This window comes from Providencia sp. PROV188, assembly GCF_027595165.1.
GTDB lineage: Bacteria > Pseudomonadota > Gammaproteobacteria > Enterobacterales > Enterobacteriaceae > Providencia > Providencia lanzhouensis.
The window spans coordinates 559,022-572,512 of sequence record NZ_CP097291.1; the positions used below are offsets into that span (position 1 = coordinate 559,022).

General features: G+C 45.0%; 12 protein-coding genes. 10 read left to right on the plus strand and 2 right to left on the minus strand.

Annotation, left to right across the window (positions count from 1 at the left end):
• Positions 1 to 44 precede the first annotated feature (44 nt).
• Together fucP and M5X66_RS02465 are read left to right on the plus strand one after the other, a co-directional pair.
• Entirely contained in the window at positions 45 to 1,352 is a 1,308-nt protein-coding gene (gene fucP, locus M5X66_RS02460) for an L-fucose:H+ symporter permease (RefSeq protein ID WP_108479327.1), read from the plus strand.
• A 63-nt stretch (positions 1,353 to 1,415) separates the two neighbouring features.
• A complete protein-coding gene (locus tag M5X66_RS02465) occupies positions 1,416 to 2,432 on the plus strand; it encodes an aldose 1-epimerase family protein (protein ID WP_195848050.1) in 1,017 nt (338 codons plus the stop codon).
• 44 nt (positions 2,433 to 2,476) lie between these two features.
• Here the strand turns inward: M5X66_RS02465 and M5X66_RS02470 are convergent, their stop codons facing one another.
• Complete coding sequence (locus tag M5X66_RS02470; protein ID WP_036955054.1) at positions 2,477 to 2,884, minus strand: DUF2750 domain-containing protein; 408 nt, start codon at positions 2,882 to 2,884, stop codon at positions 2,477 to 2,479.
• Positions 2,885 to 3,026: 142 nt separating this feature from the next.
• Between M5X66_RS02470 and M5X66_RS02475 the strand changes: the two genes are divergently transcribed.
• The 6 genes from M5X66_RS02475 (at position 3,027) to M5X66_RS02500 (ending at position 9,462) form a co-directional block, all read left to right on the plus strand.
• Positions 3,027 to 4,040, plus strand: a complete 1,014-nt coding sequence (locus tag M5X66_RS02475; RefSeq protein WP_036955051.1) for a mechanosensitive ion channel family protein — start codon at positions 3,027 to 3,029, stop codon at positions 4,038 to 4,040.
• A 272-nt stretch (positions 4,041 to 4,312) separates the two neighbouring features.
• Positions 4,313 to 6,472: an ornithine decarboxylase gene (locus M5X66_RS02480; RefSeq protein ID WP_270103852.1), complete on the plus strand. Its 2,160-nt coding sequence runs from the start codon at positions 4,313 to 4,315 to the stop codon at positions 6,470 to 6,472.
• A gap of 99 nt (positions 6,473 to 6,571) precedes the next feature.
• Positions 6,572 to 7,507: a uridine-preferring nucleoside hydrolase UriH gene (uriH, locus tag M5X66_RS02485; RefSeq protein WP_036955049.1), complete on the plus strand. Its 936-nt coding sequence runs from the start codon at positions 6,572 to 6,574 to the stop codon at positions 7,505 to 7,507.
• A gap of 16 nt (positions 7,508 to 7,523) precedes the next feature.
• Positions 7,524 to 7,997 (plus strand): DUF6882 domain-containing protein, encoded by a 474-nt coding sequence (locus tag M5X66_RS02490; protein ID WP_036955048.1) that lies wholly within the window; start codon positions 7,524 to 7,526, stop codon positions 7,995 to 7,997.
• A gap of 168 nt (positions 7,998 to 8,165) precedes the next feature.
• Entirely contained in the window at positions 8,166 to 9,191 is a 1,026-nt protein-coding gene (gene dusA, locus M5X66_RS02495; RefSeq protein ID WP_036955045.1) for a tRNA dihydrouridine(20/20a) synthase DusA, read from the plus strand.
• A 97-nt stretch (positions 9,192 to 9,288) separates the two neighbouring features.
• A complete protein-coding gene (locus tag M5X66_RS02500; RefSeq protein ID WP_181477955.1) occupies positions 9,289 to 9,462 on the plus strand; it encodes a hypothetical protein in 174 nt (57 codons plus the stop codon).
• Between the two features lie 105 nt (positions 9,463 to 9,567).
• Here the strand turns inward: M5X66_RS02500 and M5X66_RS02505 are convergent, their stop codons facing one another.
• On the minus strand, positions 9,568 to 10,551 hold the full coding sequence (locus M5X66_RS02505; protein ID WP_270103853.1) for a quinone oxidoreductase: 984 nt from the start codon (positions 10,549 to 10,551) through the stop codon (positions 9,568 to 9,570).
• Between the two features lie 212 nt (positions 10,552 to 10,763).
• Between M5X66_RS02505 and dnaB the strand changes: the two genes are divergently transcribed.
• The gene (gene dnaB / locus M5X66_RS02510) at positions 10,764 to 12,173 is read left to right on the plus strand and encodes a replicative DNA helicase (protein WP_036955040.1); all 1,410 of its coding nucleotides are present in this window, start codon (positions 10,764 to 10,766) and stop codon (positions 12,171 to 12,173) included.
• A gap of 202 nt (positions 12,174 to 12,375) precedes the next feature.
• Positions 12,376 to 13,458 (plus strand): alanine racemase, encoded by a 1,083-nt coding sequence (alr, locus tag M5X66_RS02515; RefSeq protein WP_154599633.1) that lies wholly within the window; start codon positions 12,376 to 12,378, stop codon positions 13,456 to 13,458.
• The last annotated feature ends 33 nt before the right edge of the window (positions 13,459 to 13,491 follow it).

Here is a 13,491-nt window from a genome sequence, read left to right on the forward strand (position 1 = left end):
CGTTTAGCCGGTTAAAAATATAATAAAAATTATTAAGGGTTAATATGAACATCAAAAATATAACTCAGTTACCTGATGGGTACCTGAATAAGACACCTATATTCCAATTTATCCTACTTTCCTGCTTATTCCCGCTCTGGGGATGTGCAGCAGCACTGAATGATATTTTAATCACACAGTTTAAAAGCGTTTTCGAACTCAGTAACTTTGCCTCTGCATTAGTGCAAAGTGCGTTCTATGGCGGTTACTTCTTGATTGCCATTCCAGCTTCACTGGTTATCAAAAAAACCAGTTATAAATACGCGATTATGATCGGGCTTATTTTGTATATCGCGGGTTGTTCCATGTTCTTCCCTGCGTCTCATATGGCGACTTACACCATGTTTTTAGCCGCGATTTTTGCTATCGCGATTGGTTTAAGCTTCCTTGAAACCGCAGCGAATACTTACAGTTCGATGATTGGTCCAAAACAGTACGCGACTCTGCGTCTGAACATCAGCCAAACCTTCTACCCAATTGGTGCCGCAGGCGGGATCTTATTAGGTAAATATTTGGTCTTCTCTGAAGGGGAAAGCCTGCAAAATCAAATGGCAAACATGGATGCGACTCAAATCCATGAATTCCGTTTAGCGATGCTGGAAAACACCCTTGAACCATACCGTTATATGATCATGGTATTGGTTGTTGTGATGATCCTGTTTTTACTGACTAAATTCCCGAAATGCAAAGTGGCAGAAACGGCGGAACATAAACGTCCTTCTGCACTGGATACCTTAAAATATTTAGCTAAAAACAGTCGCTTTAGAAAAGGGATCATTGCCCAGTTCTTATATGTGGGAATGCAAGTTGCCGTTTGGTCGTTCACCATCCGTTTAGCGCTGGAAATGGGGGATATCAACGAGCGTGATGCCTCTAACTTTATGGTCTACAGCTTTGCCTGTTTCTTTATCGGTAAGTTTATTGCCAACATCTTAATGACTCGCTTTAACGCGGATAAAGTACTGATTATCTATTCGATTATTGGTGTGCTGTTCCTGGTGTATGTGGCCTTTATGCCGAGCTTCACTGCGGTGTATGCAGCAGTACTGGTGAGCATCCTGTTTGGACCGTGCTGGGCAACTATCTATGCGGGCACTTTGGAAACCGTCGACAACGAGCATACTGAAATGGCGGGTGCAGTGATTGTCATGGCGATTGTTGGTGCGGCAGTTGTACCTGCTATCCAAGGCTATGTCGCGGATATCACTCACTCTCTGCAACTCTCTTTCTTAGTTTCCATGTTGTGTTTCGTCTACGTGGGCATTTACTTCGTTGGCGAACGTCGCTTTAAAGCTAAACAACAAGCCAAATAATTAACTGTGACTCAGGGTAGGCGCTACGCCTACCCATCTTTACCTCAAACCGTGAGTATGACAATGAACACAATTATCCCGTTACATAAACGCTTATTTACGGAAAAACCGACCTTAATCCTGAAAAATAGCCAGTTTTCCGTTTCCGCATTTGTCTATCAATCTGGTGTGCAAGGGCTGCGTGTTGAAAACTCGCAGGGGCATTTAACCATTTTGCCATTTTTAGGGCAGATGATTTGGGATGCTGAGTTTTGCGGGCAAAATCTGAAAATGGAAAATATGTTTTCAGAACCTAAGCCTGTTCCAACTGTGATTGAAACCTATGGCTGCTTCGCCTTCCATTCTGGATTAATTAGTAATGGTTGCCCATCGCCAGAAGATAATCACCCATTGCACGGGGAAATGCCTTGCGCACCAATGGATAGCGCATGGCTTGAATTGACGGAAAACAGCCTTAAAGTGTGTGGCGAGTATGAGTATGTGATGGGCTTTGGCCATCATTATCGTGCCGCGCCGTCTGTGCAATTACATACCGATAGCGCGCTGTTTGACATTCATATGTCCGTCACTAACTTGGCATCAGTACCTATGCCGCTCCAATATATGTGCCATATGAACTATGCCTATGTGGACGATGGTACTTTAACGCAGAATATTCCTGAGCAGGCGATTAAGCTGCGTGAATCTATTCCGGGGCATGTGCATCCAACGCAAAAATGGCTCGATTTTAATCAAGCGCTCAAGTCAGGCAAGGCGACGCTCAATCAGCTGAATCAGCCGCAAATGTGCGACCCTGAAATTGTCTTTTTTATGGACAATTTGAGCCAATACACGGCAAACCCTGAATTTAAGATGACTTCGCCAGCGGGTAATACCTTTGTGACCCGCTTTAAAGCCAATGAACTGAATTATGCGACTCGCTGGATTTTATATAATGGCGATCAAAAAGTGGGGGCATTCGTGTTACCAGCAACCTGTCGCCCTGAAGGGTTTATTGCTGCGAAAAATAACCAAACGCTGATTTGGTTGGAGGCGGGGGAAAACCGTCAATTTACCGTGACGACGGGTGTTGAACAGTAAATTTTGTTTTTTAATTTTTTATGAGGCTGCCAATACGCAGCCTTTTACTCATATTGCTGGCACTCTTCTTGTAAGTCATCGAGCACGCTCTGAGCATCAAATATCGGGGTACCCTTACCATTAGGTAGCATCATAATTGCCGTTTTAATATTGGCGCTCGCCATGTCAGGTAATATTTCCGCCATTAAATGTTCCAGTGTCATAGGAAGCGGGTAACATCTGCTCCATTCATCGGTTAAGCATAATTCGGCATACTCTTTTGCGACCCACAGAGGTAAAAATAAACACTGGCTATCATCTTGTGCCGTGACTAAACCCTCATGGTTACCCAATGTCCATACTTGCTCCCAATCTGCAACCTTGCCGATAAAATAGTCATATCGTTGATGAGGATTCAGTAGTAGAACATTTTGAATTTCTTGTTTTTTAGGTGAGAAATAGACACTGTTCATTATTAGACTACCTGAAAAGTAATTGATAATTATTGAGAAAATTAAATGAATAATTGATATCTTAGCAGTTATTCACTCACTATTTAGAGTGTTATATTTTACACAGCAAATTAGTTTTCAATGTCAGTTTAGGGCAATAAACATGATAGAAGCATTACTTGAAAAATATGCCATTGGCATGACCATCATTGCCGTCTGTTTAGCGTTGTATTTGCTTTTTGAAGTTTTACACAAGCGGCACAAACATAAGCGAAAAAGCATTTTGGTGCATGTGATCCAAACCATGGTGCTGTGCGTGATGGTGTTGGTGACAGCTCAATCTGTAGATATGGCAGCCAGTGACTTTGATTTAACCTTTATTTCAACACCACTGATTAATCTAGTCGCCATATCGGTGATAGCATTGATTATCACGCGAAAATTCTTTCAGTTGGTTAACCGCCTAGAGAAAAAACAGATTAAAAAAGGCAGTGACCCGACTTCCGCGCGGATTATTGCACGAGTATTTAAGACTGCGGTCATCGTCATCATTATGCTGTTATTTGGCGAACATTTTGGCATGAGTTTGTCAGGATTAATGGCATTTGGGGGCATTGGCGGTATCGCCATCGGTATGGCGGGTAAAGATATCCTGAGTAACTTTTTCTCAGGGATCATGCTCTATTTCGACCGCCCGTTTAATATTGGGGATTGGGTCAGCTCGCCGGATAGAAATATTGAAGGTACGGTCGTCGAAATTGGCTGGCGGATCACCAAGATTGTTACGTTTGACCATCGTCCGCTTTATATTCCTAACTCGCTATTTTCTTCCATTAGTGTTGAAAACCCAGGGCGCATGACTAACCGACGGATTAAAACAGAAATCGGTTTACGTTATGAAGATGCCGACAAAGTCAGCGCGATTGTGGACGATATTCGCACCATGCTGAAGCAAGATGAAAATATCGATACAGGGCAAACCTTGCTGGTCTATTTTGATGCGTTTGCGGATTCTTCCCTAAATATTATGGTGTACTGCTTTACGAAAACCACCGTATGGGCAGAATGGCTGGATGCGCAGCAAGCGGTCTATTTGAAAATTATTGATATAGTTAAGCGTCATAATGCGGACTTTGCATATCCATCTCAAACTCTGTACGTAGAAAGAAACAAGTAACCTCGTCGTCTCGAAAAATTAACCGACTGATCCACTGTCATTATTGTCTGTTTCGGTCGGTTAATCTGCAAATAATCTATTTTTCATGGTTTATGACTAAAAATCCGGTGAGGTTATCCGGAAATTTTTATACTATTAACCAGTAAGTTATAAAAAATATTCACTCTAGGCAAAACTGAATAATTTTGCATTAATTCTGACTATTTCAATCTCAGTATCTATCAAGTATATTGAGCCCCTCTTTACCTCAGCTAACCAAGAGCCAGACTGCTATGAAGAAAATCAATGTGGCATGTAGCCAGGGGGTCGCTATCTATTTTACGGGTCAATTCCAGTGGGTAGATATTCGCGATGCACAGTTAAATAATATCGCTGCGGTTGTGCTCTCTGAACAAGATGCAAACCAAGGGCTGTGGAAGAGAGTTGCAGACAGTAAACTCAGTATTCCGCTGTTTGTCATTAGTGACAAGCAGCTACCAGACAATGCACCAACACCTGACTATTTGACCGCATTATTACCGCCAGCGCCTGCTGCGCGTGAAGAGAATAGCCGCCAATTACGGGATGCTGCAAACCAATACCTTGAACAGCTATTACCGCCATTCTTTGCGAGAATGATGGATTATGCTGCGGGTCACAATGTAACGTTTGCCTGCCCAGGACACCAAGGCGGACAATTTTTCCGTCGTCATCCAACGGGTGAACAGTTCTACCAATTCTATGGTGAAAATCTCTTTCGCACTGATTTATGTAACGCTGATGTGGCGATGGGGGATTTGCTGATCCACGAAGGTGCGGCAAAAGAAGCCCAAAAATTTGCGGCGAAAGTGTTCAATGCAGATAAAACCTATTTTGTGCTTAATGGCACGTCGTCATCCAATAAAGTGGTCTTAAATGCCTTATTAACACCGGGTGATTTAGTGCTGTTTGACCGCAATAACCATAAATCTAACCATCATGGCGCCCTGATCCAAGCAGGGGCAACACCCGTTTATTTGGAAACAGCGCGTAATCCATTTGGATTTATTGGTGGAATTGATGCCCACTGTTTTACCGAAGAATACTTAAGAAACGCGGTGAGCGAAGTGATGCCGGAAAAAGCACAGGCAGAAAAACCGTTCCGCCTTGCCGTGATCCAGCTAGGGACTTATGACGGAACAGTCTACAACGCGAGGCAAGTGGTGGATAAGATTGGGCACCTTTGCGAATACATTCTGTTTGATTCCGCGTGGGTGGGTTACGAACAATTTATCCCGATGATGCGCCAATGCTCGCCGTTGCTGCTGGAACTGAACGAGAATGACCCCGGTATTATGGTGACGCAATCTGTTCATAAGCAGTTGGCGGGTTTTTCACAGGCTTCGCAGATCCATAAAAAAGATAACCATATCAAAGGTCAAGAGCGCTTTGTTTCCCATAAGAAACTGAATAACGCGTTTATGATGCACGCCTCTACCAGCCCGTTTTACCCACTGTTTGCTTCATTAGATGTGAATGCGCGCATGCACCAAGGGGAAGCGGGGGAAATGATGTGGATGGAGTGTGTGCGACAAGGGATTGAGGTCAGAAAATCCATTATTCAACACTGCCGTCACTTTAGATCGTTTGTGCCTGAGCGAGTGGATGGAAAGCCGTGGCATGAATACCCAACAGAACAAATTGCATCGGAGCAGCGTTTCTTTAATTTCATTCCGAAAGAGCGTTGGCATGCGTTTGAGGGTTACGCGCAAGACCAATATTTCGTTGACCCATGCAAGCTGATGCTGACGACGCCGGGGATTGATGTAGAAAGCGGCGAATATGAGTCTTTCGGGGTTCCTGCGACGATTTTGGCACATTTCCTGCGTGAACATGGGGTGATCCCTGAAAAATGCGATTTAAACTCGATTTTATTCCTGCTAACACCAGCGGAATCACGTGAAAAGCTGGAATTGCTGGTTTCTCACTTAGTACGTTTCGAGCAGCTTCTGGATGAAGACGCATTATTTGAAGACGTTTTACCATCCGTGTATCAGCGTTATCAGGAACAGTATCAAGGGTATACTCTGCGTCGATTGTGCCAAGAAATGCATCAATTAAGCGTGGATTTTAATATTAAACAGCTACAAAAAGAGATGTTCCGCAAGGCGCATTTCCCTGTAGTGAAAATGAATCCACAACAGGCACATCTGGAGTTTATTCGCGGCAATGTGGAATTACTGCCACTGGATGAGTTAGAGGGGCGAATTGCCGCAGAAGGGGCGTTACCTTATCCGCCGGGCGTGCTGTGTGTGGTACCGGGGGAAGTCTGGTCAGGACCTGTTCTTCAGTATTTTAAAGCGCTGGAAGCGGGAATTAACGCCTTGCCGGGCTTTGCACCAGAGCTACAAGGGGTCTATATTTCAAAAAATGAAAATGGACCAAAACGCGTGTATGCGCATGTTTTGAAATAAATTTCTCCGTATTCAGACATCGAGCATAGATTTTGCCGCATGAGATAGCTAAATTGGGATCCGCAAAATGTGGATCCCGATTGACGATAAGGCAACCCTATGACGAAAAAGATTATTTTAGACTGTGACCCAGGGCATGACGATGCCATCGCTATGCTACTGGCTTACGGTAATCCAGACATCGATTTACTCGCCGTCACCACGGTTGCAGGCAACCAAACTCTCGAAAAAGTCACCCGTAATGCCCGTGCGATTGCTGAAATGGCGAATATTCGCGGCATTCCTTTTGCTGCGGGTTCAGCGCGTCCATTAGTGCGTGAAGTGGAAGTGGCGCCCGATATTCATGGGGATTCCGGGTTGGATGGTCCTGAGCTTCCAACTCCAACGCTAGCGTTGGATGAGCGCCATGGGGTGAATTTGATCATCGATACGATTATGTCCCACCCACCAAAAACCATTACTTTGGTGCCTACGGGGGCACTGACCAATATCGCGTTAGCGGCAAGACTAGAACCTCGGATTGTGGAACGCGTAAAAGAAGTGGTGTTGATGGGCGGTGGCTACCATGTGGGAAATTGGAGTCCAGTCGCAGAATTTAATATCAAAATAGATCCAGAAGCCGCCCATATTGTTTTCAATGAAAAATGGCCGCTAACGATGGTTGGTCTGGATCTCACTCACCAAGCACTGGCAACGCCAGAAGTCGTGGCGAAAATTGCCGAAATAGACACGAAATGCTCGCAGTTTGTTGTCGAATTGCTGGATTTCTTCGGAAAAATGTACAAACAAGCTCAGGGTTTTGATGCGCCACCAGTGCATGATCCTTGCGCTGTTGCCTATGTGATAGACCCATCAGTAATGACCACCCAAAAAGTTCCTGTGGACATCGAATTAACGGGAACGCTGACTCTTGGCATGACGGTGGCAGATTTTCGACATCCCGCTCCTGCGGATTGCCATACCCAGGTTGCCGTGAAATTAGACCGCGACAAGTTTTGGCAGATGGTTATCGACGCACTGAAAAATATTGGTTAATGGAATCGTATTTAACATGAAGAGTGAATTAGAACAGATGCCTTATGAGGCATTAATTGAACGCAGCATGAACTCTCTGGAATTGAAAAATCAGTTCCATTGCGATAATTGGAAATTGGATGAAGCCAGTTGGTCGGTGGATCAAGATGAAGGCACCATTATTTTCCATGCACCGGACAATATAATGGTGACGGCACCCGTGCAAATCATTGGGACTTATGACCAAAATGTGGGGAGCTGGATGTGGGGCTGGGCGAATAGCTCCATTGATGAGTCATTAATGCGAGATGCGATTGCGGTTAAAGCTTACGGTGAGCGCCAAGATAATAGTTTGCTGACCTCCCGTGTGAGCGATATCGAAGAGTATGATGCATGGCAGTTGGCGGCATTGGCTTGTGAGTTAAATGAGCAACAAGGTGTTTATCGCGGCGTTGCAGGTAGTACACTGATTTTTATGACGTTCGGCCAAGTTTCCCTTCAAAAAATCTAAGCCAGAAGCGCCTTTTTTATCATAGATAACAAGGGCGTCACCAACTCCTCGAAAACGGCCAGCACAGTTTATTATGACAAAAGAAAGTCAGCTGTTAAAATGCGGCTTTCTTTTGCTATTTCACAACAGCATAAGCCTTAAATTCGATATCAACGCCAAAAGACCAACATGCAACAAAATCAAACGATAGAACAAAATACACCATCAACAACAGGTGGTTACAAAAACCTTAACCGCTTCTCGGTTGCGCCTATGCTGGATTGGACCGACCGCCATTGCCGTTATTTCCATCGCTTATTAACGAAAAATACGTTGCTGTACACCGAAATGGTGACGACGGGCGCGATCATTTATGGCAAAGGTGATTATCTTGCTTATAGCGAAGAAGAGCATCCCGTTTCCTTGCAGTTGGGTGGCAGTGACCCCGCGGCTTTAGCGCAATGCGCAAAATTAGCGCAAGAGCGTGGCTACGATGAAATCAACCTGAACGTTGGTTGCCCATCAGACCGCGTACAGAACGGGCGTTTTGGTGCATGTTTAATGGCGGATGCTCAGCTGGTCGCGGATTGTGTCAAAGCGATGCGTGACGTGGTGTCTATCCCTGTAACGGTGAAAACACGCATTGGGATTGATGAGCAAGATAGCTACGAATTTTTATGTGAATTCATTGATACCGTCTCCACAAAAGGGGACTGTGACATGTTTATTATCCATGCTCGCAAGGCGTGGTTATCAGGGTTAAGTCCAAAAGAAAACCGTGAAATTCCCCCACTGGATTACCCTCGCGTATACCAATTAAAACGTGATTTTCCGCATCTCACCATGGCTATCAATGGGGGCGTTAAAACTCTCGAAGAAGCTAAAGAACATCTAAAACATTTAGATGGCGTGATGGTGGGTCGTGAAGCGTATCAAAATCCATCAATCTTAACCGCGGTAGATAATCAATTGTTTGATGAAACAATGCCCATTGTCGATAGCGTTGCTGCTGTCCGTAGCATGTATCCATACATCGAAAAAGAGCTGTCTAACGGGGCTTATTTAGGGCATATGACTCGCCATATTTTAGGGATTTTCCAAGGAATTCCGGGGGCTCGTCAATGGCGTCGCCACTTAAGCGAAAATGCCCATAAACAGGGTGCTGACTTATCAGTGGTTGAACAAGCGCTCGCGTTTGTGACCCGTGGCGAGTAAATATTACTTAAATGAAATTGCGATTTTGGCTGATGCGGGCTGAGTAGGATTATCTGCATGCTATGATAAAACTCATTAATGAATGAGGAAGAAGCAGATGAAAATATTAATAGCAACCTCTTTGCTGCTGTTAGTTGCTGGATGTTCGGGGTCAGGTGGGCAGATGCGAGAACCACCAAAGCAAGATCCCTATGAGGGAACAGTGTTAAACACCATTAAAGAGAACCAGCAGATCTACAAAGAGCAGCAAGCACGCAAAGGGCACTATTAATTCGTGCAACTGAAGTAATTATTTAGTGCAACGGAAGTGAGTAAAAATTACCGTTGTTAGAATTTTAAAAGCGCCAGTTATTGATAGCTGGCGCTTTTTTATGAATTAAGGAATGAGCAAGCTTGAGCCTTGAGTCTTACGTTGTTCTAATGTTTGGTGCGCCTTTTGGGCATCTTTCAGCGCAAAAATTTGAGATGCCGGCACATCCACATTCACTTTGCCACTTAAAATCATATCAAACAGGGCGTTGCTGGCTTGGTCTAACTCTTCTCTGTTAGTGACATAGCCGCCTAATGATGGGCGGGTCACATACAGAGAGCCTTTTTGATTTAAAATCCCTAAGTTAACCCCAGTTACGGCGCCAGAAGCATTACCAAAGCTCACCATTAAACCGCGACGTTTCAGTGAATCTAAAGAAGCGAGCCAAGTCGCTTGACCTACAGAGTCATACACCACATTCACTTTTTCACCGTGAGTGATTTCTTTTACGCGTTCAGCGATGTTTTCGGTTTGGTAATTGATGACTTCCCACGCCCCTACGGCTTTCGCACGCTGCGCTTTCTCTTCAGAGCCAACGGTACCAATCATTTTCGCGCCTAACGCTTTTGCCCATTGGCAAGCAATCAGACCAACACCACCCGCGGCAGCGTGAAATAAGAAAACTTCATCTTTTTGAACTTGATAGGTTTGATTGAGCAGATAGTAAACGGTCATGCCTTTAAGCGAACAGGCAGCTGCTTGTTCGAAAGTGATACCATCGGGTAAGTGTGCCACGGCATTGACAGGTACATTATGAACTTCACTGTATGCGCCTAGCGGGCCTTGTGCATAAACTACGCGATCACCTGGTTTGAAACCGGTGACTTGGGAGCCAGTTTTAACCACGACACCCGCCGCTTCGGTGCCGAGTCCACATGGCAAACTTGCAACTGGATACAGTCCACTGCGTACATAGGTATCAATAAAGTTAATACCAATTGCACGGTTTTCGATTTGGATTTCGTTTTCAGCCGGCGCATTCGGGGAATAGTCGACAAAATTGAGGACTTCAGGACCACCATGTTGCGAAAATTCAATACGTTTTGCCATGATCATCTCCAATGAGTGAGTTTGTTTTTATTAACAGTATCAATTGCCCCATCATAACGCGATGCTTTACTGAGAAGAATTATCGGTTTGTGCGCTGTGTTAAGATTGTGCCTGCAATAATATCTTGTGCAGATAACAATAAAGACGCCACATGACACCTAAGATTGGCGTATACTAACTGTTGGTTAATTATAGACGTGGATATTTCAAGTATGGCTAAAAAACCCTCCTCAGATTACAAGACAAACCCACCGCGCGATCAGCAAATGGAAGGTTTAAAACTTCCGCCGCACTCTATCGAAGCGGAACAGTCTGTATTGGGGGGACTGATGTTAGACAACGAACGCTGGGACACGGTCTCTGAGCGTGTCACGTCAGCTGACTTTTTTAGTCGTCCTCACCGCACAATCTTTGCACAAATGCAGATCCTGCTTGAGCAGGGCAAGCCTATTGACTTGATCACCCTGTCAGAATCCCTTGAACAGCAAGGAGAATTGGACAGCGTCGGAGGCTTTGCTTACTTAGCGGAATTATCGAAAAATACCCCAAGTGCGGCGAACATTAACGCTTATGCGGACATCGTGCGCGAACGTGCCATTGTTCGCGATATGATCTCTGTCGCCAATGATATTGCTGATGCAGGGTATGACCCACAAGGTCGCAGTAGCGAAGATTTACTCGATTTCGCAGAAACCAAAGTTTTCCAAATCGCAGAATCTCGCGCGAATAAAGATGAAGGTCCGAAAGGGATTGAAGCGATTTTGTCGGAAACCGTTGAGAAAATAGAACAGCTTTATCAGCAGCCTCATGATGGTGTCACCGGTGTTTCTACGGGTTATCAAGATTTAGATAAGAAAACCGCAGGGTTACAAGGCTCAGATTTAATTATTGTTGCCGCGCGTCCATCCATGGGTAAAACCACCTTTGCGATGAACTTGTGTGAAAATGCGGCGATGACTGAAGAAAAACCAGTACTTATCTTCAGTTTGGAGATGCCCGGCAACCAGATCATGATGCGTATGCTCGCATCACTGTCTCGCGTAGACCAAACCCGTATTCGTACGGGGCAGCTTGATGATGAGGATTGGGCACGAATTTCGAGCACCATGGGCATATTGATGGAAAAACGCAATATGTACATTGATGACTCATCGGGGTTAACGCCAACGGAAGTGCGTTCTCGTGCTCGCCGAATTTACCGCGAACACGGGGGGCTAAGCCTGATTATGATCGACTACCTTCAGTTAATGCGTGTGCCAGCGTTGTCGGATAACCGTACATTAGAAATCGCCGAAATTTCCCGTTCCCTCAAAGCGTTAGCGAAAGAATTAAACGTACCAGTGGTGGCGCTTTCTCAGCTAAACCGTAGCTTGGAGCAACGTGCAGACAAACGCCCAGTAAACTCCGACTTACGTGAATCAGGCTCCATCGAGCAAGATGCCGACTTAATCATGTTTATCTATCGTGACGAGGTCTATCACGATAACAGCGACCTCAAAGGGGTCGCAGAAATTATTTTAGGTAAACAACGTAATGGTCCGATAGGGACGGTGAGGCTGACGTTTAATGGGCAGTGGTCGAGGTTTGATAACTACGCCGGCCCGGCTTATGACGACGAGTAATCTCGTCATACTTCACACTGTGGCGTTGTTGGCTGCGTTCGCTAACCTGAGTCACATACTTTTGTATGCTCCCCAGGCTTAGCTTCTCTTGCCGCCTAGCCACAGTGCGAATTATTTAGAGCTTATAGAAAATTGAAAATTGAAGATTGAAGACTGAAGACTAAATAAGTTAAATTTTAAAATGAATAATTAAGAGGAAGAAATGAAAGCGGCAACCGCATTAATAAACCGCCGCGCTCTGCGACACAACCTGCAACGCGTGAGAGAATTGGCGCCGAATAGCCGTCTGATTGCAGTTGTTAAAGCAAACGCTTATGGTCATGGATTAATTGGAGTTGGCACCGAAATTCAAGGAATTGTCGACGGTTTTGGGGTGGCGCGTTTAAATGAAGCCCTGCTGCTTCGACATCAAGGCGTGACAAAACCGATTGTTTTATTAGAAGGTTTCTTCGAAAAATCCGATTTGCAGTTGATGGTGGAATACAACATCGATACGGTGATCCACTGCATTGAACAACTGGAAATGCTGGAAAATGCCCAGCTCGCTAAAAAAATCAAAGTATGGATGAAACTCGATACTGGCATGCATCGCCTTGGCGTACTTCCTCAGCATGCGGAAAGTTTTTACCAACGTCTTCAAAGCTGTAGCAACGTGGATTTACCTATCAACATTGTCAGCCACTTCTGTCAGGCCGATGCGCCTGAACTCCCAACCACCAAAAAACAAATCGAATGCTTCCAACAGTTTGTCTCTGATAAACCGGGTGAAAAATCCATCGCGGCATCCGCGGGGATCCTTTTATGGCCAGAAGCCCATTATGACTGGGTTCGCCCCGGCATTATGATGTATGGCGCCTCACCGCAAGAAGGCAAAAGCGCTGCAAGCTTTGGTTTATTACCCGTCATGACTTTAAAATCCAGCCTAATTGCAGTGAGAGAGCATTCGGTAGGGCAGTGTGTTGGCTACGGCGAAACATGGTGCAGTGAACGCAATACCCGCCTTGGGGTGGTAGCGATTGGTTATGGAGATGGTTATCCGCGTAACGTACCATCAGGAACACCCGTTCTAGTAAATGGGCGAAAAGTGCCGATTATTGGACGAATTTCCATGGACATGACCGTCGTGGATTTAGGACCAGATGCCACCGATAAAGTGGGGGATGACGTCATTCTATGGGGAAATGCTCTGCCTGTGGAAGAAATTGCCACACAAACAGGCATCATTAACTATGAGCTTTTGACGAAATTGACCTCACGAGTCGCAATGGAATATGTAGACGAATAGGTTTTAAAGGGTTATTTTCACAAGACAAAAGTA

Coding starts and splice junctions, on each gene's coding strand:
- uriH (WP_036955049.1), top strand. CDS start 6,572: ATGACGAAAAAGATTATTTTAGACTGTGACCCAGGGCATGACGATGCC.
- M5X66_RS02480 (WP_270103852.1), top strand. CDS start 4,313: ATGAAGAAAATCAATGTGGCATGTAGCCAGGGGGTCGCTATCTATTTT.
- M5X66_RS02490 (WP_036955048.1), top strand. CDS start 7,524: ATGAAGAGTGAATTAGAACAGATGCCTTATGAGGCATTAATTGAACGC.
- fucP (WP_108479327.1), top strand. CDS start 45: ATGAACATCAAAAATATAACTCAGTTACCTGATGGGTACCTGAATAAG.
- M5X66_RS02475 (WP_036955051.1), top strand. CDS start 3,027: ATGATAGAAGCATTACTTGAAAAATATGCCATTGGCATGACCATCATT.
- M5X66_RS02500 (WP_181477955.1), top strand. CDS start 9,289: ATGAAAATATTAATAGCAACCTCTTTGCTGCTGTTAGTTGCTGGATGT.
- M5X66_RS02470 (WP_036955054.1), bottom strand. CDS start 2,884: ATGAACAGTGTCTATTTCTCACCTAAAAAACAAGAAATTCAAAATGTT.
- M5X66_RS02505 (WP_270103853.1), bottom strand. CDS start 10,551: ATGGCAAAACGTATTGAATTTTCGCAACATGGTGGTCCTGAAGTCCTC.
- dnaB (WP_036955040.1), top strand. CDS start 10,764: ATGGCTAAAAAACCCTCCTCAGATTACAAGACAAACCCACCGCGCGAT.
- M5X66_RS02465 (WP_195848050.1), top strand. CDS start 1,416: ATGAACACAATTATCCCGTTACATAAACGCTTATTTACGGAAAAACCG.
- dusA (WP_036955045.1), top strand. CDS start 8,166: ATGCAACAAAATCAAACGATAGAACAAAATACACCATCAACAACAGGT.
- alr (WP_154599633.1), top strand. CDS start 12,376: ATGAAAGCGGCAACCGCATTAATAAACCGCCGCGCTCTGCGACACAAC.